The sequence below is a fragment of the Paenibacillus sp. R14(2021) genome (genome assembly GCF_019431355.1).
GTDB lineage: Bacteria > Bacillota > Bacilli > Paenibacillales > Paenibacillaceae > Paenibacillus_Z.
On record NZ_CP080269.1, the window covers coordinates 5,599,499 to 5,622,037 of the forward strand.

Consider the following 22,539-nt stretch of genomic DNA (forward strand, 5'->3'; position numbering starts at 1 on the left):
GTACTGCAAATCTCTCAACGTACATTATGCCCTCTTTCAAGCAAATTTGTCAAAATGGTAAATACGCGTAAAGCGAGCTTCTCTCCGTGCTATACTTAGGAAAAAGCTTCCTGCGGAGAGGGCATATATCCATCATGATGTCGTTCAAATCCACCCTGGCTTCAGTCAAGCTGAGTCTCGGACCCCGCGCTTGGCATAATTTTCGCTGCGATGTCGGCGCTTCCGTATTATTCAGCTTTTTCAACGTCGTTTTCAACCAGTTCTATATCCCGATGGCCATTCAGCAGGGGGCATCCAACATGCAGGTTGGATTGTTGTCTGCCGCCCCGGCGGTCGGGCTGCTGTTCTCTCCCTTGTGGGCAGGCTTTATTGAACGCTCCGATCCCAAGCCATTCGTTACGATTCCGAATCTGATCGGGCGCGCATTAATCATTTTACCGGCATTCTATGGCGTTCCTCTTGCTTATGTCGCTGCCGCATTATGCTTTCATCTGCTGATGGGCATTCAAGCGCCTGCCTATGCATCGCTTGTCATCCGCATGTACCCGCCTGAGCATCGCGGCAAGCTGATGGGGAATACGAGGGTGGCGATGGGCGCACTCATGATTCCAGTGGCTTACGGAATCGGCAAATGGATCGATGCCTCAGGCCCGTCCGGATCACTCCTATTCGCGGCGGTCACCGGCATGCTGTCCATTCTAGTGTTCGCGCTTGTGAAGGGACGCAAGGCAGCGACGCCGAAGCTGCAGGGCTCGAAACGATTTGCGTTTCGCGAGCAGCTCCAGCTGATTAAGCAGCATCGGGAGCTTGCGGTGTTTTTCCTAGCATGCACCTGCACCGGCTTCGGTAATATCGTGGCCGTGCCGCTGTACAGCATTATTCAGGTGGACCGGCTGGAGCTGACCAATACGCAGATCGGTATTGCGCGCGTCGTTTATTATCTGTGTCTGCTCTTCTCTTTCTATTTGACAGGGAGGATCATTGACAAGCTCTCGGCGAAGCACACCATTGCTTTCGGACTTGCTGCATTTACGATCGTTCCGCTATGCTACGCGCTTCTCGGCAATTACAGCGCCGTCTTAATCGGAAGCGGTATTCAAGGCATAGGCGACGCTATTTGGGACATCGGGTTTCTCGCGTATATGTTTCGAATGGCGCCAGGGCGCGAGGCGGTCGTCGTCGGGCTCCACTTTATGCTCTTCGGCGTCCGCGGCACGATCGGGCCTCTGCTCAGTACGTATTTGTCGGACGTTATTCCGCTTGCTTCTATTCTTATCGCTGCGGGCTGCTTTGGCCTGGTCGGCTTCGCCGCCTTTGTCTTGTACAACAGGAATAACTACGGAGAGCCTGGCATGCTGCGTCCCAGCTCATAAACATAGAAGCCTCCGCAGCCATCGATCCCAAGGTGGCTGCGGAGGCTTCTTAGCGTGTTTACACGGCCATTTCCCGTTTGCGGAAGAAGGATTTCAGCGCGTTGTACACTTCTCCTTTTTCCTTAATGACATAATGCATGAAGTTCGGCAGGTTAATGTGCTTATAGGCGGACATGAGCGTACTGGAGCGGTTATACTGATTGACCTCGCCGTAGCCAAACAGATTGGCGCGTTTCAGCAGCTCGCCGATCAGCTTGACGCAGCGCTCGTTGTCACTCGTAAGATTATCGCCGTCCGAGAAGTGAAACGGATAGATATTATACATGGAAGGCGGGTAGCGGGTATCGATGATATCCAGTGCCTTGATGTACGCCGACGAGCAGATCGTGCCGCCGCTTTCGCCGCGGGTGAAGAACTCTTCCTCGGTCACCTCTTTGGCCTCGGTATGATGCGCGATGAATACGATTTCCACATGCTCGTATTGATGCCTGAGGAAGCGCGTCATCCAGAAGAAGAAGCTGCGGGCAACGTACTTCTCGAAGCTGCCCATACTGCCGCTCGTGTCCATCATCGCTAGAATGACTGCGTTGGATTGCGGCTTCACGATTTCTTCCCAAGTCTTGTAGCGCAGATCATCCGGCGAGATGCCGTGTATACCAGGGCTGCCCTGTGTTGCGTTGCGCTTCAGATTCTCCAGAATCGTGCGCTTCTTGTCGATGTTGGACATGATGCCTTTCTTGCGGATATCGTTGAACCGGATTTCCTTCGATTCCAATTGATCGCGGTCCTTCTGCTTAAGGAAAGGGAGCTCCAGCTCCTCGAAGAGCATCGATTCCAGCTCGGCGAGGCTGATCTCCGCCTCGACGATGTCTTCTCCCGGCTGGTCGCCCGCATTCTCGCCTTTGCCGCCCTTCTGGGCGGAAGCGGGATCTACGCCGAGCACGTCGCCGACTTGGCTGTCGCCGTCGCCTTGGCCGACATGCTTGTTTTTGTTGAAATTATAAACGAACCGAAATTCATCGAGACTGCGAATCGGCACTTTAATGACGTGTTTCCCGTCTGACATAATGATATTCTCTTCGGACACGAGATCAGGCAGGTTTTGCTTGATGGCTTCACGGACCTTCTGCTGGTGTCTGGCTTGATCCTGATGGCCTTTCCGGTGCAGCGACCAGTCTTCGCGCGATACGGTATACAACGTTCCATTGTCGTCTGTCATGCGTGAGACACCTCCCAAACCGAATGAGCATGTTGTTATTCATTCTATTCAAGTCTCGGGCGGTTATGTGAAGCAAAACGTCTACGGCTCGATGCTGTCGATGACCGCACTGCCCCACGGAGCAGCCTTAATATGAACAATCAGGTTCCCTGCGCGCTGCTCAAGGGACTTGCCGGTGTTCTCTTGGACATAATACTGTTCCAGACCGTACGTAATCCGGATGCGGTCCGAATCCATATATTGCACGCGGCCTTTCAGGACGACTTCCCCTGCCGAGCGGGAAGGTTTGCGGTCATAGACGCCGGTAACCTCATACGTCTTCGTCGAGCGATTCTCCGCAAGCCGTACGTATACGCTGCCGCCTCGCTTCGGCTCGGGGGAGGCAGACTTCCATTTGGTTTGCTCAACGCTGTTGATTTGGTAGTTCAACTGCACGTAATCGCCGTAGAGCTGGTCGCGCGGGTCGACGGGGACCGTTTGCAAGCGAATATCTTTGCCTACCCAGAGCGCGGAATAATGGAACAAAACGATACCGGCGAGAAAAAGCAGCTGCAGTGCGACGAGGATACCGAGCCAGCTGCCGCGCCGCGGCCTTAATTCCGATTTACGCATGAGGGTCGTCCTCCTCTTTGATCTCCGCAAGGAATTGTTTCTTTCGACGGTTCAAGAACCATCCTAGGGCAAGGAGAATGACGCCGCCCAGGATGAAGAAGATCGATTTGTCCATGAAATCCCATGCCAGCTTACCGTATGCGGACATCGTGCTGGTCAGGAACAACAATGTGCCGAGATTGATTTTGACAGGCCATTCCTCGGCATAGCCGCGCCAGAGCAGGTACAGCGAGAAGACGAACAGTGCCAGCAGATACGCGGCATCAGCGCCATGCGGCAGGTAGAAGAACGGAATGGCTAGCAGCCAATCCGGACTCGACATCAGCCGGTTAGAGCGGGCTTTGCCAAGCAGAGACAAGAGAAACAGTGCGGCAAGCGCCAGGCTGAACCACAGCGGCTCGGCAGCCAGATTCTTCAGAAACGTAGAGTCGCTGCCATCATGCCAGAACAAGACGATAAACAGGCTGTGCAGGAAGGAAGCAATCAGCGGAATCGCTTGAAACGGATAGATGGATCTGCGTGCCTTCGACCAGTCGAATACGGCGTACAGCAGCCAGACGGGAATGAAGAACCATGTGAATGACCATTCCATGACGTTCACAAGAAGGAGGCATTGAATCGTGAAGCTGGCCGCAAGCAGCCATGCGAGAAGCGTATCTTGGCGCCGCAGCCAATAGAATCCGAGGCCGATCGTCATGAGGCCGAAGGATACGAAGCTGAAATCGTTGAATTCCGTCGCGTTATACCACTGCGAGCAAGTGAAGATCAGCAGCGTGATTAGAAAGAGATAACGGCTCGGCACCAAATACGTGAGGACCAGGCCCGCGCAGCCCCATACGGTGAACGAAGTAATGTCGTAAGCCTGCAGATGGAACATTTGACCCACGAGAATAATGCCCGCGCCAAACGAGAGCAGTCCAAGGCCGATCAGACCGATGCCTAGCTTCTCGTGATTTTTGCGGCGGAACGTTTCGCCTGCTGCATAGAAACCGGCAATCATGATGCCGATCAGGATGAGCCGCATCAGCTGTGAAATATCGCCCCAATTGGCGGCGATGAAACTAAGAATACCGAGACCGACAAGCATGCTGCCGAGCAGCGGAATTAACCCGGCCGCCCGTTTCCTCTCGGGATAATAAGCAAGGAGCTGCCCAAGCTGATCTTGCGAGATGATGCCTTTACGTGTCCATTCCGGACCTTCCTGCTGCAGCCATTTTCTGCTCATTTGCTGCACCTCTTTCTGCGTTCTTACTCTCAAGTATAGCCATTCTGACGGCTGCACCTAGTACCAACTTTTCATAGTACCGGGCAGGTGTGACGGGGCTGCTATTTGGAGAGTCACCTATGAATGAAATTCTGCATCGAGACATAAGAAAAGAGACTGCGGCTGCGCAGTCTCTTCGATTTTTACCGTATTACACAGACCCGCTGCCAAGGGCGAGTCCAAGTATAAGCAAGCCGATAAATCCGATGGGAAGCAGTGCATTCAGCACGATGCCAAGGATCGAGAACGTCTTGCGTTTGTTTCTGGAACAGATGCCGATAATGCCAAGTATCAGGCCGGTGATGCTGACCGCGCAGGAGCCGATCATAAGCACGCCGGCAATTAGGATCGGCATGATTGCAGCCGTATCATTCCATTCGTCCTCAAGTTGAAGACGAAAGGAGTTAGAGTTGCCGTCAGACGGAATGTGGTTCATAATAAATGATGTTGCGACGACGATAGCGATGATAAAAACGATTATGCTGACGAGTCCAAGAATAAATGCTGTGATGCCCAATTTCGTATGGGTTTTCTTCGGTTCCTCTTCGCGGAACGGTTCGAGATTGTAATGGTGCTGCTGCGAAAACTCATTTTCGATCGTCTGTTGCTCGCTCATAGCTATCATCCCCTTTTTATGGTTCGTTTGCTACCGTACATTCTAACGCATTTTACAGTCATTGGAAAGGATGGATAAGAGATGTTTAACAAATATGGCGCATACGGCGCGATTCATGCCTTGCTGGCCGTGGCATTAGGCGCGTTCGGCGCTCATGGACTTAAGGACAAATTAACGGCAGAGATGCTGAACGTTTTTGAAACGGGTGTCAGGTACCATATGTATCATGCCATCGGACTTCTGCTTATCGCGCTTGCCGCAGACCGGGTTGGCAAAGAAGGCAGCATCCGCTGGGCGGCGCGTCTGATGCATCTGGGCATTTTCTTGTTTTCGGGCAGTTTGTACGCGCTAAGCTTGTCCGGGATTAAGCATCTTGGCATTATTACCCCGTTCGGCGGGCTCGCGTTTATCGTAGCATGGGCGCTTGCCGCGTATTCGATTTGGAAGGCGAAGAACAACAACTAATTGCAAGAGGCTCCAGAATCCGCAAGCGTGCTTGAAGGATTCTGGAGCCTCTATTGATATGCGAAGCCAGCTATATCATGCCTGTTATACGAAATCGTCGATTTCGTATAGGGTAAATGCATAGACCTGCTTCTCGTCCACATGGTAGACGGTCAGGATTTGAGTCGTTTCGTCCAAATTAATGATACGGCAAGGAATATTCAGCTTAACTCCAAAGCCTTTGTTTACCGTCAGCCGGGTCAGCCGGTTTTCTGCGATGAACATTTTAATGCGATCCGTAATGAAAGTGAGATCCACGGCATGACCGGCCGGCGGGGAGGCAGCGGGTTCAGAGGGCTGCTTGTCCGGCTGTTGAAAGCGCGCTGGTTCATGGTTCACAGGCTTTTCGCAAATGAAAGCGTTATCTTCTAGTGATTCGATAATACGGCCCATCTCTATTCCGGACTTTATCCGGAAGTCGGCAAAACCAGCCTCGTTCAGCACTCGGAGCAGCTGCTCCATAGCTCTTGGGTTGGTGTCGTTCTCTATAAGAATATCGACAGTAAACAAGTGGGCGGTTGGTTGACTATTTTCCTTATTCGCTTTGTTCATTTCGCCACTCCATGACTTCTTAAAGTACATCCATCATATCACTTAAGGACTAAGAAATGTAGTCCTAATGTCGCTTATTTGCTTTAGACTGTCGAATCTGCCAACACTTCGCAATGCCGGCCCGCATATAGTGAATAAGAATTTGCATTCGAGCATGTCGGAGCGGTTCATTGTGGGAGGAGGTGTTTCGGATGATGCGAATGGTTCCAATAATACTGGCAGACGGCAGTACGGCGCTCGGGGTTGAAGTGCTGCTGCCGAAGACGACCTTGCTCGCCGTTGCGACGGATCGAGGCTATATCATGTGCGGGGCGCTTGATGTCGCTCTTCTGAACGAGCGATTGAAGGATCGCGGCATTATTGCCGGCCGGGCAGTCGGCGTAAGAACGCTGGATGAACTGATGGCAGCGCCGCTTGAATCCATTACGAGTGAAGCGGAAGCGCTCGGTATTACGGTAGGCATGAAAGGCGCGGATGCGCTTCTCTTGATGGTATAGATTGCAGCTCAGATCGGATGAGGCAAAAAGAAGGCAGCCGGCGCATGATAATCATGAGCGCGGCTGCCGTATTATTTATTCGAACAAGGCTTTGAGGTTGACATCGAACGGAGGGCGAATGATGCCTTTCTCCGTAATAATCGCCGTCACGTATTCATTCGGCGTTACGTCGAATGCAGGATTGAAGACCTTCACGCCGACAGGAGCCGTACGCTTGCCGAAGCCTTCCGTAATTTCCTCTGCGTTCCGCTCTTCGATCGGAATCTCATCGCCGTTCGGCGTGTTGAGGTCAATGGTCGACAATGGACAAGCCACATAGAACGGGATGCCGTGCGCCTTGGCGAGAACGGCAACGCTGTAGGTGCCGATTTTGTTGGCGACATCCCCATTCGCCGCAACGCGGTCCGTGCCGACGATAACGGCGTCGACCCAGCCTTTGCTCATGACCATGCCGGCCATGTTATCGCAGATCAGCGTCACGTCGACACCGGCTTGCTGCAGCTCGAAGGCCGTCAATCTCGCGCCTTGCAGCACGGGACGGGTCTCATCCGCGAACACACGCAGCTTCATGCCCTGCTCCTGCGCCAGATAGAAGGGAGCAAGCGCCGTGCCGTATTTGGCTGTGGCAAGTCCGCCAGCGTTGCAGTGCGTAAGCACGCCCATATCTTCCTTGAAGAGCGTCAGTGAATGCTCGCCGATCATGCGGTTCGTTTCCTCGTCCTCGCTCTGGATCGTAATTGCTTCCTGAAGCAGCGCTTCTTGGCAGGCGTTAATATCCGAATCGCCTTCAGCGAGCACGGCAGCGCGGGCATTCATGCGATCAAGCGCCCAGAACAGATTGACTGCGGTAGGGCGCGAGGTGGCTAGATGCGCCGCGGACGCTTGGACCGCTTGAAGCCATGCCGGCTTATCGGACGCGTCGCGGCTGCCCAGAACGACGCCATAGGCAGCGGCAATGCCGATAGCAGGAGCTCCGCGTACCTTCAAGTGGCGAATCGCTTCCCAGACATCCTGTGCGGATACGAGAGGCAGGTAGACGATTTCTTCGGGCAGCAGCCGCTGGTCGAGCAGGTCCAGGTGTATTCCCTTCCAGATCACAGATTGCAAACCATTATAAGCAGCAGTTTCCATAGTTGGTTTCATTTCCTTTCATTAAGCCTTATCCGCTTCGGCAGCTGTTTGTACGGCATCGATAAGCTGGCTGATGGATACGGCGCTTCGGTTCAGCTTTAGCAGCGATTTGCCGATGCTGAGTGCCAGGCGCTGCGCGCGTTCGCGGGCGGCGGCATCTTCAAGCTTGTCGATATCAGCAACATGGGCAAGACCGACAACGCGGCGGACCATTTTGGCCCCGGCAAAGCCGATGCTGTCCTGCAGCAGGCGCTGCAGGTAATTGGCTTTGTAGCCTGGCGCGGAATTGGCCAAGCGGTCAACACCGTGGTCCTCCCAGAGCGCAAGGAATTTCGCTTCGAACTGCGTCCAGATGTCAGTGATCGTTTGCAGCAGGTAACCGCGGAAGTCCGCTCGTTCTGCATCCGTCTTGTCCCAGCCCTCGCGCGAAGCGTAATGAAGCAGCAGGTTCGCAAGTATGGCGCCGATATCGAAGCCCATCGGTCCGAAGTACGCGAACTCGGGGTCAATGACCTTCGTTGATTCCGGCGTTATAAAGATACTGCCCGTGTGCAAATCGCCGTGAAGCAGCGCCTGCGCATGCGTCAGAAACTTCTCCCGTAGGATCGCGACTTCAAGGTGAAGCTCGCCGTCTTTCCAAAGCGCCTCGAGCTCATCGCGGATTGCGGGGTCGAAATTGTTCGTATCGGCATCCATGTAGGGATGATCGAAGATCAGATCCTCCGTTATTTTGCACAGCTCCGGATTCGTGAAGCTGCGTGCACGCAGTTTCTTCTCCTGCTGATTGTGCCCCAGATCGCTTGTGTAGAACAAGGTTTGGGCGAGGAACGTGGAGATATGTCCGGCAAAAAGCGGATAACGTCCGTTGTTCATCAATCCTTGGCGCATAATGACATGATCGCTCAAATCTTCCATAATGGTGAGCGCAAGCTCTTCATCATAGAGGTAGACGGCGGGGACAAGCCCCGGTGCCAGCTCGCCTTCGAGCAGCAGCGCCTCGCTTTCGATGCGTGCACGGTCAAGCGTCAGCGGCCAGGACTCGCCGACAACTTTCGCGTAAGGGAGAGCCTGCTTCATAATAATGCTGCGGCCCGAAGCGGGGTCCGAGATATGGAAGACCAAATTCAAATTGCCGTCGCCGATTTCCCGGCTGACAAGTTCAGCGCCCGGTGGGAATATGCCTTTCAGGGAACGGGCGATTTTGATAGCTTCAGCTTCATCTAAAGGATGATAAGCAGACATGAAGTTGTCCACCTCCGAATTGTAGTTAGTCATTGACAGGCTCCTCTATGCGTTCGATGGAACCCCAAATATATATAGTATAGCGAATTTTATTTCGCGTTGGAATACCTCGTTTGTTATAATAATTCTAATCGAAGAGGAGCGAGGGGGAAAACGATGAGCGCCGAGAACATTACGAAAGGGAAAATTGCGCTGAAAGAATGGGCCGTAGCGGTTAAGGCGCTTACGGAAGGCAAGCAAATCATGATTCTGCGCAAAGGCGGGATCGCAGAGGAAACAAGGGATTTCCAGCTTCAATCGCCGCGCTTCTTCTTGCTTCCTGCTTTTGAACATCAAAGGCTTGAGCTGCTGAAGGAAGACTATAGAGGCGATTTAAGGGAAATCATGGAGACATGGAAGCCGGAATCGGCTGTCGTGGAGATTGGAGCTTTCGCAGAAGCCGTCGAAGATATTGAAATTCATGATCAGCAAACGGTGGATTTGCTGGCCGAGCATCATATCTGGACGGACTCGTTTACGGAGGAGAGATTGAGATGGAAGCGGTCCAAGCCGCTGCATTTGCTGCTGCTGCGCGTAAGCAAGCTGGCAGAGCCGGTTCAGCTCCCGATGCGGGATGCATATACGGGATGTAAATCATGGGTGAATCTTGAGGAGTTCCCATCCGATATTTCCGTGGAACCCGTATTAAGCGACGAAGAATTTACCCGCAGAGCAGAAGCGATTCGCCGCGCAATAGGCAAATAGTCATCACTTCTTCCGCATGGGGACTAAGGTTGATTGATTTATGCCGAAACATATACTAATATATAATTGAGAATCAATGAGAATCAATTTAGATTGATTATAAAAGAGGAATTGTTTCTATAAAGGAACAATGTAAATTTGGAGGGAGCATTTACCATGGCAACACATTTTAAAATCGATGGCTTGAAGGCTGCCATTGAAGGCAAAGAGATTTTAAAGGGCATTAACCTCGAGATCAAGGGCGGAGAAGTTCATGCCATCATGGGACCGAACGGAACGGGTAAAAGTACGCTTGCTTCGGCGCTCATGGGTCATCCCAAATATGAAGTAACAGACGGCGAAGTTGTTCTGAACGGAGATGCGCTGCTAGAGATGGGCGTTGACGAGCGCGCTCGTGCCGGACTGTTCCTTGCCATGCAATATCCGAGCGAAATTTCGGGCGTAACGAATTCCGACTTCCTTCGCAGTGCGATCAACGCGCGCCGCGAAGAAGGTAAGGAAATCTCGCTTATCAAATTCATCCGCCAAATGGAAGGTAAGATGAAGGAGCTTGAGATGAACCCGGAATTCGCGCACCGCTACTTGAACGAAGGCTTCTCCGGCGGCGAGAAGAAACGGAACGAAATTCTCCAGATGATGCTGCTCGATCCGAAAATCGTCGTACTTGACGAAATCGATTCCGGTCTTGACATCGATGCGCTCAAAATCGTCGCAAACGGCGTCAACGCCATGCGTTCCGAAGAGCGCGGCTTCCTGATCATTACGCACTATCAGCGCCTGCTGAACTATATCAAGCCGGACTTCGTTCACGTTATGATGCAAGGCCGCATCGTTAAATCGGGCGGACCTGAGCTTGCAGAGCGTTTGGAAAACGAAGGTTATGATTGGGTTAAAGACGAGCTCGGCATCGTGGACGAAACGGTCGGACAGGTTTAATCGGAGGAGGAGCAATTGAAATGAGTACACAATTATCAACTCCGGTGAACCGCCAATCCGTTTCTGCATTGTCTCAGAGCAAAGGCGAGCCGGCTTGGCTTGAAGGAGTAAGAACGAAGGGCGCCGAGCTGGCGGAAACGCTGGAATGGCCAACCCCGGAAAAAATCCGCATCAGCCGTTGGAATTTGACTGCTGTCGGTCAACATAAACCGCAGACTGCAATCGCGTCTGCCGAAGAGCTGCCGGAAACGCTGCGCGAGCTGACAGGTCAATCGCCCGCTGGGCTCGTCGTACAGCGCAATTCCGCAAACGTGCTTCGCCAGCTTTCCCCTGAATTAGCGGCGAAGGGCGTGATTTTCACCGATTTGGAAACGGCTGCGCGCGAACATAGCGACCTCGTACAGCAGTATCTATTCCAAGCGGTGCCGCAGGACGAGAACAAACTGACCGCGCTTCAATCGGCGCTATGGAACGGCGGAGTTTTCCTCTACGTTCCGAAGAACGTGGAAGTGGAGCTTCCGCTCCAAGCACTCTTGTACAGCGACGACACGGAGGCGACTTTCGCGCCGCGCGTGCTGCTCGTAGCCGACAATCACAGCCGAGTCACTTATGTCGATAATGTGGTAAGTATTTATGGTGAGGCTGCACAGCCGATCACAAAGGCATCGATCGTCGAAGTTATCGTAAAGCCTGGCGCGCATGTTCGCTACGCAACGGTTCATCATATGAATGACAACGTCATCGACCTGACGATCCGCCGTGCCGTTATCGAGAATGACGGTCGCGTCGAGTGGGTCATCGGTGACCTGCATGACGGACACACGCTGTCGGATACGCAGTCGCTGCTGAAAGGCAAGGGCTCGACTTCCGACGCGAAAGTAATCAGTATCGGTTCCAAGTCGCAGCAAATGAGCTTGACGACCGGCGCCGTGCATTTCGGACGCAACACGGAGAGCGACATGGTGACGCGCGCGGTCATGAAGGATCAAGCGACCGCGATCATCAACGGCATCACGAAGATCGAGAAAGGTGCGACAAAGTCGAACGGCCAGCAGACCGAGAAGGTGCTGATGCTCAGTCCGAAGGCGCGCGGCGACGCGAACCCGATTCTTCTGATCGACGAGGACGACGTTAAAGCCGGACACGCGGCCAGCGTTGGACAAGTAAATCCGGAGCAAGTCTATTACCTCATGTCCCGCGGTATTTCGAAAAAGGATGCGGAGCGTTTGATTATTCACGGTTTCTTGGCGCCAGTCGTTTCGGAAATTCCGGTCGAGGCGGTCAGAGATCAGCTCCAGCGTCTGCTGGAAAGGAAGCTGGAAGGATGAATGTGCAAGCGATCAGAGAGCAATTTCCGATCCTGCATCAAACGATAAACGGACATCCGCTCGTCTATCTGGACAGCGCGGCGACTTCCCAGAAGCCGCGTTCCGTCATTGATGCCGTCTCTCGGTATTACGAACATGATAATGCGAACGTTCACCGGGGCGTTCATACCCTCGGCTCGCGCGCGACGGATGCTTATGAAGGCGCCCGCGAGAAAACGGCGAAGTTTCTAAACGCAGCCAGTACGCAGGAGATCATTTTTACGCGGGGAACCACGACGGCGCTTAATCTGGTAGCCTCCAGCTATGGGAGAGCGAACTGTGGCGAAGGCGACGAGATCGTGATTACGCAAATGGAGCATCACTCGAATCTCATTCCTTGGCAGCAAGTTGCGAAAGCGACAGGTGCAACGCTTAAATATATTCCTTTGCAGAAGGACGGCTCCATCAAACTGGAGGATGTCGAGGCTACAATTACGGACCGGACGAAAATCGTCTCGATCATGCATGTATCGAACGTGCTCGGCGTCGTTAATCCGATCAAGGAAATTACGGTGATCGCGCACAAGCACGGTGCCAAGATGGTCGTGGACGGCGCGCAGAGCACGCCGCACATGAAGGTCGACGTGCGGGATTTGGACTGCGATTTCTACGCGTTCTCGGGCCACAAGATGTGCGCTCCGACTGGCATCGGCGCCCTGTACGGCAAGAAGGGGTTGCTGGAAGCGATGGAGCCCATCGAATACGGCGGCGAAATGATAGACCATGTGGATCTTTACGATTCCACGTGGAAGGAGCTGCCTTGGAAGTTCGAGGGCGGCACGCCAATCATCGCCGGCGCAGTCGGTCTCGGCGCAGCCATCGATTTCTTGAACGAGATCGGTCTCGATGAAATCGAGAAGCATGAGCACAAGCTCGCCGCTTATGCGTATGACCGGCTCAGCACGGTTGAAGGCATTTCGATCTTCGGCCCGGTTCAGAACCGGGTCGGACTCGTGACGTTCAACCTGAACGACGTTCATCCCCATGACGTGGCTACCGTACTGGATACGAAGGGCATTGCCGTTCGTGCCGGACATCACTGCTGTCAGCCGCTTATGCGGTACTTGAATGTTTCTTCCACAGCTAGAGCAAGCTTTTATCTATACAATACCGAAGAGGACGTTGATCGTCTGATCGACGGCCTCCAGCAGACAAAGGAGTTCTTCGGTTATGGAATTGGATGATTTATACCGCAGAGTGATCATGGATCACTACAAGAATCCGCGCAACCGCGGCTCTCTGGATGAAGATTCTTTGACCGTCAACCTGAACAACCCGACTTGCGGTGACCGAATTACGCTTCAGCTTCAAGTGGAGGACGGCATCGTCAAGCAAGCGAAGTTCACGGGCGAAGGCTGCTCGATCAGCATGTCGTCTGCTTCCATGATGACGGAGGCGGTCAAGGGCAAAACAACGGAAGAAGCGCTTGCGCTTGCCGAGAAGTTTTCGTCGTTCATTAAGGGTGAAGAATCGGAGTTCGAAGAGCTTGAAGATATCGAGGCACTTTCGGGCGTAACGAAATTCCCTGCACGGATCAAGTGCGCGACCCTGTCGTGGAATGCGCTTCGCAAAGGGATCGAGCATCAGCAGCAACAATAAAGCGCCTCGGCGCTAATGGTAGGAGGCTTTTACGATGGCTAAACATATGCCTGACTTAGAAGAATATAAGTATGGCTTTCGCGACGAGCATAAAGCAATATTCCAATCCGGAAAAGGTCTGACGCCGGAAGTTGTACGCACGATTTCGGAAATTAAAGGCGAGCCGGAATGGATGCTGGAGTTCCGTTTGAAAGCACTGGAGCAGTTTAACAAAATGCCGATGCCAAAATGGGGCGGCAACATGGACGATTTGGATTTCGACGATATCCAGTACTACGTCCGCCCGTCCGAGAAGCAAGGCAAGACGTGGGAAGAGGTTCCTACGGAAATTAAGGAAACGTTCGATAAGCTCGGTATTCCGGAAGCGGAGCAGAAGTTCCTAGCCGGCGTATCCGCGCAGTACGAGTCCGAGGTCGTTTACCATAGCATGCAGGAAGACCTGGAGAAACAGGGCGTTATCTTCACGGATACGGATACGGCGCTTCGCGAATATCCAGAGCTCTTCAAGCAATACTTCGGTACGATCATTCCTCCGACCGATAACAAATTCGCGGCATTGAACAGCGCGGTATGGTCCGGCGGCAGCTTCATCTATGTTCCAAAAGGCGTGAAATGCGAAATTCCACTGCAGGCCTATTTCCGGATCAACTCCGAAAACATGGGACAATTCGAGCGTACGCTGATCGTTGCCGACGAAGACAGCTTCGTGCATTATGTTGAAGGCTGTACCGCTCCGATCTACAGCACGAACTCGCTTCACAGCGCGGTCGTAGAAATCCTTGTGCTCAAGAATGCACGCTGCCGCTATACGACGATCCAGAACTGGGCGCCGAACATCTACAACCTCGTTACGAAACGTGCGGTTGCAGACGAGAACGCGACGATGGAGTGGGTCGACGGCAACATCGGCTCCAAGCTGACGATGAAATATCCGGCTGTCGTGCTGCGTGGCCGCGGCGCTAAAGGCATGGTGCTTTCCATCGCCGTTGCGGGCAAAGGCCAGCATCAGGATGCAGGCGCCAAGATGACCCATCTTGCACCAGACACAACGTCGACGATCGTTTCCAAATCGATCAGCAAGCACGGCGGTAAAGTAACTTACCGCGGCTTGGCATCCTTCGGCCGTAATTCCGAGGGCTCCAAAGCGAATATTAAATGCGATACGCTCATCCTGGATAATCAGTCGACGTCCGACACGATTCCATACAATGAAATCATGAACGACAACATCACGCTCGAGCATGAAGCGACAGTATCCAAAGTGTCCGAGGACCAACTGTTCTACCTCATGAGCCGCGGCCTGACGGAAGCGGAAGCGACGCAAATGATCGTAATGGGCTTCATTGAGCCGTTCACGAAAGAGCTGCCGATGGAGTATGCAGTCGAAATGAATCGTCTCATCAAGTTTGAGATGGAAGGTTCGATCGGCTAACTCATGCAGGACTAGAAGCAAGACATAGATGTAATCAAAAAACTCCGGAACCGGCTTTGATTCAAAGCGAGGTTTCGGAGTTTTTTGGATGGAAGATGGTTCAGTTACATGAACACATGCTTAACTTCCAAGCTTCGGTCGATCGTTAAATCAATAAATTGTTCGTTAATGCGAATAAGCGGCCGGAAGAACTCAGACGGATGCGTCATGATAATCGTTCCGGTTTCGCCGCTCTCAAGTTCGACTTGCTTGCCGATAAAATTCGGAATCATATGTTTGATGAACGTATGCGTCGTCGTAGGGTCAAGCTCGGTGAAGCTCATTCGATATAATTCCTTCAATACGAACAGCAAATCACGTTTTTTCTGATAAACCCTGGAGGAAATCATTGCGCTGTATACGTCGGCGACGGAAATAATCTTCGATACGGGATGCATCTCTTCGCCAGTCAACCGATTGGGGTAGCCGGAGCCGTCCATACGTTCATGATGCTGCAGCGCCACGATGGCCGCTAACGATTCGCCGAACGAATCGGTTATAATCTGATGCCCGAATTTCGTATGGTTCTTGATGATCTCGAATTCTTCATCGGACAGCTTCGAAGGTTTATTCAGGATATCATCGTGGATTTTACATTTGCCGATATCATGCAGAAACCCGGCTTGTCCGATTTTGACAGCTTCTTCCTCGGGATAATCGAGCCACGAGGCTAGGTAATAAGACAGCATGCCCACTTGAACGGAATGCTGATAGGTGTAATCGTCTTTGGTGTTTAGGAGCAGGAGCATGGAGACGACGTCGCGTTCCATTTTGAAATTATCAACTAAAGGCTCGAAGGCTTGAGCGACGTCTTCTTCGACGATTTTACCGCTTTGGAGTGCTTCGAGAAACAGCTGCTCGTAGCCGTTCACGGCTTCCTGGTAGATCGGCTCGACGGTCGGAAGCCATTTGGGATTCAGACCGGATTCAATCGTCCGAATCGTTATATCGCTCAGTTCTCTAGCATCAATGTCGACGTACTCGATTTGATGCTGAAACAGTTTAGAAATCTCTCTTGCTTGAAGGTCAGTACCTTTGGATAGTACATGCAGCCCATAGGAATTGAACGTATCGTTGCTTAATTTATCTCCCTCTTTAAGCTCCGTCACATGTATCCGCATAATTCACCTCTGAATGACTAAATAATATAGGCAGCAATATGTCTATGGTAGCAATAAAATGTAAAAATGGCAATAAGAGTAGCTGCTGGGGGTCCTATCTATCCTATCGGCATCTGCGGGTTAAAGTGTTAAAGCAATTTGGTTTATTGCGCTGCAACGGGATTCCAAGGCCCTTGCTGATGGCCTTTCCACTCAGACCCGTCCTCCCAAATTTCACGCTTCCAAATCGGAACAATCTGCTTCAAGCGTTCGATCGCGTAGCGGCTGGCTTCGTAGCAGGCATCGCGATGCGGAGCCGACACCGCGATAACGACACTGATTTCGGCAATATCGACGACCCCGATTCGGTGCCAGATGGCACTCTCGGCGCCGGGCCACCGCTCAGCGATTTCGCCGCCAATTTGCTCTAACGTTTTGACAGCCATGGGCACATAGGCTTCGTATTCCAGCCGTACCGTACGCTGGCCCTGGGTCCACTCTCTCGTGGTTCCCGTAAACGTGAGCGCCGCACCGCTATTGGGTACGATAACTTGCGCGGTAACGGTATCTACTGACAGTGCTTCTTCGGTAATATGATAGCGTATTTTTGGCATCGAATGCGGTTGCTCCGCAGGAGAAGAAGCGTCCTCTCCGCCGGAGACAGGCGGAAGAAGCGCCAGCTCATCGCTTGCGCGCAGCAGTTGGGCACTCGGCGCATACGCTTGATTGCAGGCCACGAAAGCAGCGTCGATCAACGCTGCATGAAACGGGTAGATCGCTGTCAGCTCTTGTTTTAATTGCTGCGCGGTAAGCTCTTCTATCGATAGTTCAATGCTGATAATAGGCTGACCGAACCGCTCCGCCAAACCTGCAAACAGCTGAATGTTCCACTTCACAATCATGTCCGTAAACCTCTCATATCGTAATGTTGATGTTCCCTTTAGCATACCATAATGAATGCAAAAATGTTATGCTAAGGGAGAGACAGAAAGAATTGAAAGGGAGTGCGGGCTATGACAGCGTTAACGGATCGCTTCGGACGCGTTCATGATTATTTGCGCATTTCCGTTACTGACCGCTGCAATCTGCGTTGCCTTTATTGCATGCCGGAGGAAGGCGTGCAATTTGAGCCGTCTGAGAATTTGCTCACCTATGATCAAATCGAGGAAGTCGTGCGCGTTGGCGCAGGCCTTGGCATATCGAAGCTTCGCTTAACCGGAGGGGAACCGCTGGTAAGGCCCGGCTTAGACGGGCTTATTCGCCGGCTTGCCGCCATTCCGGGCATTAGAGATATTTCGCTCACGACGAACGGCGTGCTGCTTGCCGATCAAGCGGAGGCACTTCGTGCGGCTGGATTGAACCGCGTCAATATCAGCCTGGATACGCTCGATGCATCCCGGTTTCGTTTCATAGCCAGAAGAGGAGATTTGAAACGCGTTCTTCAAGGCATTGAGGCTGCAGCGAAAGTCGGATTTGCTCCAATTAAGCTGAACTGTGTTCTGCTTAAAGGCGTCAACGAGGACGAAATAGCGGCGTTTCTGGACATGGCGGCCAAGCAGCCGCTTCATGTTCGTTTTATTGAATACATGCCAATTGGCCATGCCGACGACAATTGGCGCAATCATTATTTACCTTTGACGCGCGTGCTGGAAATCGCGGCGGAGAACAAGCTTGAGGTGGAACCGTTAAGCGACGTGCTTGGTAATGGTCCATCGGAAGATTACCGGATCAAAGGTGGTATTGGCTCTTTCGGACTTATTCATCCGATCAGCGATCATTTTTGCCAGAGGTGCAACCGGCTCCGTTTGACGGCGGACGGAAGCATCAAGCCCTGCCTTTATTGGGTCGATGAGCTGAGCGTGAAGCCTGCTCTCGGCAATCCAGACAGCATGCATGAGATTTTCATGCGTGCCATGGATATCAAACCGCTTAACCACGAGATGGCTGCCAAACTGGCGAACGAAGATCAATCTCACGAGCCGACTGCCAGGAGGATGTCTCAGATTGGCGGGTAGCAAGCTTTATAGCCTGAAACACATGGGAATAGTGAGGGATTGAGATATGGCGCAGCGTTCTGATACAGTTTCCATTGCGTATATCGGATTTCAGCCGATTATGTATGCACCCGCGGACATGGCGCGATTGGCTGGCCGCTTCTTTCCATTGTCCGATCGAATTGAAGGCGGTGCTGGGGAAGCGTTCGACTTTGGCGATTGGTTTGCCAATTGGCGCATACAGCTTGGCATTGACGGCAATCAACCGATGCCCACGCATTTGAAGGTGGAGGCGGCGGACGCTTTCGAAGCGCTCATACCTTGGGAACAGCTCGAGCATGCGGCGATCCAGTTCGCAATGGACGGGGGTCCGCTTCCAAAAGGCGGACCTATTCGTCTGTATGTCCCTAACGGATCGAGCGAATGCTTAAATGTAAAGAGCGTTGTCGTGTTCCGTTTCTTGCTGGAGGAGGGACGGAGGGGCGAGGTTTCCTATGGCTTTAAGCAAACCTTCTCACCTGACGATATGCGGCTGAGGCGTTAATCCCTTGCAACCGGGAGGCAAGCATGATAGAAACAACAAACGACGTACCGGACATTGTGCTGCTGCACAGCAATGATATTCACAGCAGACTGGAGCAGACGGCCAAGATGGCGGCTTACATGGAAGACACCAGACGCATGTATGGAAAGAGCCGCGTGCTGACCTTGGATATCGGCGATCACATGGATCGCATGCGAGTAGAAACCGAAGCGAGTGACGGCTTGGTCAATATTGCATTAATGAATGCTGCAGGTTACGATGCCGTAACGCTCGGCAATAACGAAGGATTGACGTTTACGCCGGAGCAGCTGGATGCAGGGTTCCGTGAGCATGCCCAGTTTCAAACGGTTTGCGCGAACATCGTTCAAATGTCGGATGGTCAGCGGCCAACTTGGATGCGGCCGTACGCGATGATTGAAAAAGCAGGGCTCCGCATAGGTATCATTGGCGTGACGGCAGCCTTTGCTGAATTTTACAGGCTGCTGGGATGGGAAGCAGGTGATCCGCTTAAAGCGGTTGCGGAGCAGGTAGATCTCATCCGTTCAGAAGCAGACATCGTCGTTATCATGTCGCATCTGGGCTTGCCGCTAGATCGGCGGATGGCGCAGGAAATACCAGGCATCGATCTGATCTTGGGCGGTCACACGCATCATCTGCTTGAAGAGCCTGAAATGATCGGCGGAACCTGCATCTGCGCAACCGGCAAATTCGGTGAATACATAGGTCGCGTGGAGATTCGGCTGGATGCCCAAACGAACCGGCCTTCCTTTCAGGCGGTATGCATACCGACGGCTGAATTGCGCGAAGACGAGGAAGCGGCAGCAATTATCGGAAGCTTCCTGGAATCAGGCAGGAGCCGGCTTAGCCGGGTGATTACCGTGCTGGATGCGCCATTGCCCGCCAGACCGGAGCAGGAGTCGCCGCTTAGCAACCTGCTTGCCGCCGGTCTTCGGCGTTGGACAGGGGCAGAGATTGGCATCGTCAATACGGGGCAGCTTCTCGACGGCCTTGGAGAAGGTGCGGTTACGGCAGGTGATCTTCATGCCCTGTGCCCGTCGCCGATCAATCCATGCCGGATGAAGCTGACCGGCGCAGTGATCCGCCGGAGCCTAGAACAAGCGCTGCAGCGTGATTATATCGATAAGCCGATTCGCGGCTTCGGCTTTCGCGGTCTTGTGCTTGGCACGCTGGCTGTGGATGGCCTGGACATTCAGTATGATCCGAACCGGAAGCCGAATGAGCAGATTACTGCTGTTACGGTAAACGGCCTGCCGCTGCAGGACAGCAGAAGCTACACAGTTGGGACGATCGACATGTTTACGTTTGGTGTCGGGTATGAGAAAATCAAAGATGGAACAGAAATCTCCTATTTTTTACCAGAGTTTATTCGAGATGTGCTGGAACGCGAGCTGCGTAACAGCGAAGCCATTCAAGACAGCCGCAGAAAACGGTGGCTGCGCATGGATTGACCCTTTATGAAAGGGGAATCCGCGTCGACATCGTGACCATAGAAGCAGCGCTGCTATTTTTAGGAGGTTCAAATGGGAGACATCATTCACGCGATTATTTTAGGCATTGTGGAAGGACTGACGGAGTTTTTGCCTGTCTCTTCGTCAGGGCATATGATATTGACCAACAAACTGCTTGGCATCGCTTCGGATGATCAAGCGATCGTAACGTTCGAAATTATTATTCAGCTCGGCGCCATTTTGGCGATGGCCCTTATTTACCGTCAGCGTATTGCGGATTTATTCGGCCTATCGCGCCAAACACAGTCGCTCGGCACTATTGCGCCTGGCAGCCGTTCGTCTGCGAGAAAGAAGAAGCTTAACCTGATCCATGTGGCGCTTGGCATTGTGCCCGCCATGCTCTTAGCTTACGTGCTCAAGGACATCATTAAGGGAGAGGGCTTTAACCAGACACCCGTCTTGTTCTCTCTTGTCGTCGGCGGTATTTATATGATTGTTGCAGAACGACTCTCCAAATCCGGCCGCATTCGTACGGTATCCGAGACGATGGACGATATTTCTTACCGGCAAGCCTTCGCGATTGGTCTCCTTCAATGTTTATCGCTATGGCCTGGATTCTCTCGCTCTGGATCTACGATTGCGGGCGGGATGCTGACAGGGACAAGCTACAAGGCAGCAGCGGACTTCTCGTTTCTAATGGCTATACCGATTATGTGCGTGGCTTCCGGTTATGAAATGCTGGATAACTATAAATATATTACGGGCGACAACTTGATGTTTTTCATCGTAGGCTTCGTCGTTTCCTTCGTCGTGGCATGGCTCGTAATCGTGCTGTTCCTCCGGTTCATCCAAAAAGTAAAATTAACCCATTTTGCCATTTATCGGTTCGCGCTGGCCGCGTTGTTCTGGATTTTCGTAATGAGATAAGAAAAATTAACCATTTTGTCGATATTTGCCGAATCTATTATTGCTCTTTTTCCTTAAATCCCTTACATTAACATTACGAGGATTACGATATCCAAATTCATCTAGGAAAATAGAAGCAAGGCAGGGGTCGATTGAATGCGATTATTGCCGGTACAAATGTGCCAGACAGGTATGAGGTTGGCGAAAAAAATATATTCCGAAGAAGGCCTTGTCCTGCTAGCGGAGGATGTCGAATTAAATACAAAGCTCATTAACCGGCTCTATGAATGCGGTATTCATTACGTTTATATTCAGGACCCCAGAACGGCTGATCTAAAAGTCCCAGACTTGATAAGCGAAGAGACTCGGCATCGCGCGCTCGTGGAGATCCGTTCGAATTTCCGAAGCTTAATGGACAAGCCGAAAAGGAAGACTGGCGTAACGTATCCTTATATCGGCAAATCATTTCGACAAATCATGAGTATGGTCATCGATGATCTAACGGATCAGAAGGACGCGATGGTTATGCTGATGAACATGGGGATCGTAGATGACTACTTGTTCTCACATTCCCTGAATGTATCGGTGTATACGACCGTGCTCGGAATTGCTAACGGCTATTCTCGAGATGAACTAATGACTTTAGGCCTAGGCGCTGTGCTGCATGATATCGGGAAAACTCAAATCAGTTCCAATATTCTTAAAAAATCGGATTCTTTAACGCGTGAAGAATACGAAGAGATGAAACGTCACGCTGAACGCGGCTACTATTTGCTCAAGGACGAGCCGAATATTCCGCTTCTGGCTGCGCACTGCGCTTACCAGCATCATGAGAGGCTGGATGGAAGCGGCTATCCGCGCGGCATTAAGGGCGATGAAATTCATGAGTATGCCAAATGGATCGGGCTTGTGGATTCTTACGATGCAATGACGACTACGCGCATTTACCGTAATCCAATGCTGCCCCACGAAGCCGTAGAGTCGCTCTACACAGGGACCGGCACGCAGTATGAGCAGCGGATGCTGCAGCTGTTCCGCGATAAAGTCGCCATTTATCCGCTCGGGATTACCGTGAAGCTGCAATCCGGCGTCAGCGGCGTCGTGGTTGATATCAATTCTTCCTGCCCGCATCGTCCGGTTGTACGGGTGCTGACGAATGAATACGGCGAAGATCTCAAGGTGCCGTATGAAATCGATCTGTCTACGCAGTTAACCGCCATGATCATCAGTGTTAACGAGGAATCGTCATTTCCAGAGGCTTCAGGATCATAAGCTCCTATATTTACACATACCGTAACTATACCTAGATTCCAGGAGCCGAACAGGCTCCTTTTTACGGTTTACGCAGGTGGTTTGCATCAAGCGTCCTTGAACATTACAATAAGAGAAAACCGTTCTG

The 22,539-nt window shown here is 52.2% G+C and carries 23 protein-coding genes; 14 read left to right on the plus strand and 9 right to left on the minus strand.

Annotated features, from left to right (window positions below; genetic code table 11):
* The first annotated feature begins 134 nt into the window (after positions 1–134).
* On the plus strand, positions 135–1,373 hold the full coding sequence (locus KXU80_RS25960) for an MFS transporter (protein WP_258171158.1): 1,239 nt from the start codon (positions 135–137) through the stop codon (positions 1,371–1,373).
* A 58-nt stretch (positions 1,374–1,431) separates the two neighbouring features.
* Here KXU80_RS25960 and yhbH read toward each other — a convergent pair whose 3' ends face one another.
* From yhbH to KXU80_RS25980, 4 genes are all read right to left on the minus strand, one after another.
* Positions 1,432–2,592: a sporulation protein YhbH gene (gene yhbH / locus KXU80_RS25965; protein ID WP_219835970.1), complete on the minus strand. Its 1,161-nt coding sequence runs from the start codon at positions 2,590–2,592 to the stop codon at positions 1,432–1,434.
* Between the two features lie 81 nt (positions 2,593–2,673).
* On the minus strand, positions 2,674–3,204 hold the full coding sequence (locus KXU80_RS25970) for a GDYXXLXY domain-containing protein (protein WP_219835971.1): 531 nt from the start codon (positions 3,202–3,204) through the stop codon (positions 2,674–2,676).
* Entirely contained in the window at positions 3,197–4,429 is a 1,233-nt protein-coding gene (locus tag KXU80_RS25975) for a DUF2157 domain-containing protein (protein ID WP_219835972.1), read from the minus strand. Before KXU80_RS25975 ends, KXU80_RS25970 begins: the two co-directional genes overlap by 8 nt.
* 190 nt (positions 4,430–4,619) lie before the next feature.
* Positions 4,620–5,084, minus strand: coding sequence for a hypothetical protein (locus tag KXU80_RS25980; RefSeq protein WP_219835973.1), 465 nt, complete (start codon positions 5,082–5,084; stop codon positions 4,620–4,622).
* Between the two features lie 81 nt (positions 5,085–5,165).
* Here KXU80_RS25980 and KXU80_RS25985 point away from each other — a divergent pair, with 81 nt between their 5' ends.
* Positions 5,166–5,549: a DUF423 domain-containing protein gene (locus KXU80_RS25985; RefSeq protein ID WP_219835974.1), complete on the plus strand. Its 384-nt coding sequence runs from the start codon at positions 5,166–5,168 to the stop codon at positions 5,547–5,549.
* A gap of 84 nt (positions 5,550–5,633) precedes the next feature.
* Here KXU80_RS25985 and KXU80_RS25990 read toward each other — a convergent pair whose 3' ends face one another.
* On the minus strand, positions 5,634–6,140 hold the full coding sequence (locus tag KXU80_RS25990) for a hypothetical protein (protein ID WP_219835975.1): 507 nt from the start codon (positions 6,138–6,140) through the stop codon (positions 5,634–5,636).
* Positions 6,141–6,331: 191 nt separating this feature from the next.
* Between KXU80_RS25990 and KXU80_RS25995 the strand changes: the two genes are divergently transcribed.
* On the plus strand, positions 6,332–6,637 hold the full coding sequence (locus KXU80_RS25995) for a YunC family protein (RefSeq protein ID WP_219835976.1): 306 nt from the start codon (positions 6,332–6,334) through the stop codon (positions 6,635–6,637).
* A gap of 75 nt (positions 6,638–6,712) precedes the next feature.
* Here the strand turns inward: KXU80_RS25995 and mtnA are convergent, their stop codons facing one another.
* Entirely contained in the window at positions 6,713–7,768 is a 1,056-nt protein-coding gene (gene mtnA, locus KXU80_RS26000) for an S-methyl-5-thioribose-1-phosphate isomerase (protein ID WP_219835977.1), read from the minus strand.
* Between the two features lie 21 nt (positions 7,769–7,789).
* Positions 7,790–9,010, minus strand: coding sequence for an S-methyl-5-thioribose kinase (gene mtnK / locus KXU80_RS26005; RefSeq protein WP_219839257.1), 1,221 nt, complete (start codon positions 9,008–9,010; stop codon positions 7,790–7,792).
* A 156-nt stretch (positions 9,011–9,166) separates the two neighbouring features.
* Between mtnK and KXU80_RS26010 the strand changes: the two genes are divergently transcribed.
* From KXU80_RS26010 to sufB, 6 genes are all read left to right on the plus strand, one after another.
* Positions 9,167–9,754: a DUF1802 family protein gene (locus KXU80_RS26010; protein WP_219835978.1), complete on the plus strand. Its 588-nt coding sequence runs from the start codon at positions 9,167–9,169 to the stop codon at positions 9,752–9,754.
* Positions 9,755–9,910: 156 nt separating this feature from the next.
* The gene (gene sufC, locus KXU80_RS26015) at positions 9,911–10,690 is read left to right on the plus strand and encodes a Fe-S cluster assembly ATPase SufC (RefSeq protein WP_219835979.1); all 780 of its coding nucleotides are present in this window, start codon (positions 9,911–9,913) and stop codon (positions 10,688–10,690) included.
* A gap of 20 nt (positions 10,691–10,710) precedes the next feature.
* Positions 10,711–12,018, plus strand: a complete 1,308-nt coding sequence (gene sufD, locus KXU80_RS26020) for a Fe-S cluster assembly protein SufD (protein WP_219835980.1) — start codon at positions 10,711–10,713, stop codon at positions 12,016–12,018.
* Positions 12,015–13,241, plus strand: coding sequence for a cysteine desulfurase (locus tag KXU80_RS26025; protein WP_219835981.1), 1,227 nt, complete (start codon positions 12,015–12,017; stop codon positions 13,239–13,241). The genes sufD and KXU80_RS26025 overlap by 4 nt, the downstream gene beginning before the upstream one ends.
* Complete coding sequence (gene sufU, locus KXU80_RS26030; RefSeq protein ID WP_219835982.1) at positions 13,228–13,656, plus strand: Fe-S cluster assembly sulfur transfer protein SufU; 429 nt, start codon at positions 13,228–13,230, stop codon at positions 13,654–13,656. Before KXU80_RS26025 ends, sufU begins: the two co-directional genes overlap by 14 nt.
* 34 nt (positions 13,657–13,690) lie before the next feature.
* On the plus strand, positions 13,691–15,088 hold the full coding sequence (gene sufB / locus KXU80_RS26035; protein WP_219835983.1) for a Fe-S cluster assembly protein SufB: 1,398 nt from the start codon (positions 13,691–13,693) through the stop codon (positions 15,086–15,088).
* A gap of 104 nt (positions 15,089–15,192) precedes the next feature.
* Here the strand turns inward: sufB and KXU80_RS26040 are convergent, their stop codons facing one another.
* Positions 15,193–16,248 carry an HD-GYP domain-containing protein gene (locus tag KXU80_RS26040; protein ID WP_219835984.1) on the minus strand — a complete coding sequence of 352 codons (1,056 nt, stop codon included), beginning with the start codon at positions 16,246–16,248 and terminating at the stop codon, positions 15,193–15,195.
* 143 nt (positions 16,249–16,391) lie between these two features.
* Positions 16,392–17,129 carry a molybdenum cofactor biosynthesis protein gene (locus tag KXU80_RS26045; RefSeq protein WP_219835985.1) on the minus strand — a complete coding sequence of 246 codons (738 nt, stop codon included), beginning with the start codon at positions 17,127–17,129 and terminating at the stop codon, positions 16,392–16,394.
* Between the two features lie 111 nt (positions 17,130–17,240).
* On the opposite strand from KXU80_RS26045, the gene moaA reads away from it, so the two are divergent.
* The 5 genes from moaA to KXU80_RS26070 all read left to right on the plus strand — a co-directional run bounded on the left by moaA (position 17,241) and on the right by KXU80_RS26070 (position 22,412).
* A complete protein-coding gene (gene moaA / locus KXU80_RS26050; protein WP_219835986.1) occupies positions 17,241–18,242 on the plus strand; it encodes a GTP 3',8-cyclase MoaA in 1,002 nt (333 codons plus the stop codon).
* A 46-nt stretch (positions 18,243–18,288) separates the two neighbouring features.
* Complete coding sequence (locus KXU80_RS26055; RefSeq protein WP_219835987.1) at positions 18,289–18,765, plus strand: molybdopterin-binding protein; 477 nt, start codon at positions 18,289–18,291, stop codon at positions 18,763–18,765.
* Between the two features lie 23 nt (positions 18,766–18,788).
* The gene (locus KXU80_RS26060; protein ID WP_219835988.1) at positions 18,789–20,234 is read left to right on the plus strand and encodes a bifunctional metallophosphatase/5'-nucleotidase; all 1,446 of its coding nucleotides are present in this window, start codon (positions 18,789–18,791) and stop codon (positions 20,232–20,234) included.
* 72 nt (positions 20,235–20,306) lie between these two features.
* On the plus strand, positions 20,307–21,161 hold the full coding sequence (locus KXU80_RS26065) for an undecaprenyl-diphosphate phosphatase (RefSeq protein ID WP_219835989.1): 855 nt from the start codon (positions 20,307–20,309) through the stop codon (positions 21,159–21,161).
* A gap of 135 nt (positions 21,162–21,296) precedes the next feature.
* Positions 21,297–22,412, plus strand: coding sequence for an HD-GYP domain-containing protein (locus KXU80_RS26070; protein ID WP_219835990.1), 1,116 nt, complete (start codon positions 21,297–21,299; stop codon positions 22,410–22,412).
* Positions 22,413–22,539: the final 127 nt, after the last annotated feature.

Bases quoted from the DNA above. Each gene is read 5' to 3' on its own strand.
- KXU80_RS25960 (WP_258171158.1), top strand. From the start codon at position 135: ATGATGTCGTTCAAATCCACCCTGGCTTCAGTCAAGCTGAGTCTCGGA.
- yhbH (WP_219835970.1), bottom strand. From the start codon at position 2,592: ATGACAGACGACAATGGAACGTTGTATACCGTATCGCGCGAAGACTGG.
- KXU80_RS25970 (WP_219835971.1), bottom strand. From the start codon at position 3,204: ATGCGTAAATCGGAATTAAGGCCGCGGCGCGGCAGCTGGCTCGGTATC.
- KXU80_RS25975 (WP_219835972.1), bottom strand. From the start codon at position 4,429: ATGAGCAGAAAATGGCTGCAGCAGGAAGGTCCGGAATGGACACGTAAA.
- KXU80_RS25980 (WP_219835973.1), bottom strand. From the start codon at position 5,084: ATGAGCGAGCAACAGACGATCGAAAATGAGTTTTCGCAGCAGCACCAT.
- KXU80_RS25985 (WP_219835974.1), top strand. From the start codon at position 5,166: ATGTTTAACAAATATGGCGCATACGGCGCGATTCATGCCTTGCTGGCC.
- KXU80_RS25990 (WP_219835975.1), bottom strand. From the start codon at position 6,140: ATGAACAAAGCGAATAAGGAAAATAGTCAACCAACCGCCCACTTGTTT.
- KXU80_RS25995 (WP_219835976.1), top strand. From the start codon at position 6,332: ATGATGCGAATGGTTCCAATAATACTGGCAGACGGCAGTACGGCGCTC.
- mtnA (WP_219835977.1), bottom strand. From the start codon at position 7,768: ATGGAAACTGCTGCTTATAATGGTTTGCAATCTGTGATCTGGAAGGGA.
- mtnK (WP_219839257.1), bottom strand. From the start codon at position 9,010: ATGTCTGCTTATCATCCTTTAGATGAAGCTGAAGCTATCAAAATCGCC.
- KXU80_RS26010 (WP_219835978.1), top strand. From the start codon at position 9,167: ATGAGCGCCGAGAACATTACGAAAGGGAAAATTGCGCTGAAAGAATGG.
- sufC (WP_219835979.1), top strand. From the start codon at position 9,911: ATGGCAACACATTTTAAAATCGATGGCTTGAAGGCTGCCATTGAAGGC.
- sufD (WP_219835980.1), top strand. From the start codon at position 10,711: ATGAGTACACAATTATCAACTCCGGTGAACCGCCAATCCGTTTCTGCA.
- KXU80_RS26025 (WP_219835981.1), top strand. From the start codon at position 12,015: ATGAATGTGCAAGCGATCAGAGAGCAATTTCCGATCCTGCATCAAACG.
- sufU (WP_219835982.1), top strand. From the start codon at position 13,228: ATGGAATTGGATGATTTATACCGCAGAGTGATCATGGATCACTACAAG.
- sufB (WP_219835983.1), top strand. From the start codon at position 13,691: ATGGCTAAACATATGCCTGACTTAGAAGAATATAAGTATGGCTTTCGC.
- KXU80_RS26040 (WP_219835984.1), bottom strand. From the start codon at position 16,248: ATGCGGATACATGTGACGGAGCTTAAAGAGGGAGATAAATTAAGCAAC.
- KXU80_RS26045 (WP_219835985.1), bottom strand. From the start codon at position 17,129: ATGATTGTGAAGTGGAACATTCAGCTGTTTGCAGGTTTGGCGGAGCGG.
- moaA (WP_219835986.1), top strand. From the start codon at position 17,241: ATGACAGCGTTAACGGATCGCTTCGGACGCGTTCATGATTATTTGCGC.
- KXU80_RS26055 (WP_219835987.1), top strand. From the start codon at position 18,289: ATGGCGCAGCGTTCTGATACAGTTTCCATTGCGTATATCGGATTTCAG.
- KXU80_RS26060 (WP_219835988.1), top strand. From the start codon at position 18,789: ATGATAGAAACAACAAACGACGTACCGGACATTGTGCTGCTGCACAGC.
- KXU80_RS26065 (WP_219835989.1), top strand. From the start codon at position 20,307: ATGGGAGACATCATTCACGCGATTATTTTAGGCATTGTGGAAGGACTG.
- KXU80_RS26070 (WP_219835990.1), top strand. From the start codon at position 21,297: ATGCGATTATTGCCGGTACAAATGTGCCAGACAGGTATGAGGTTGGCG.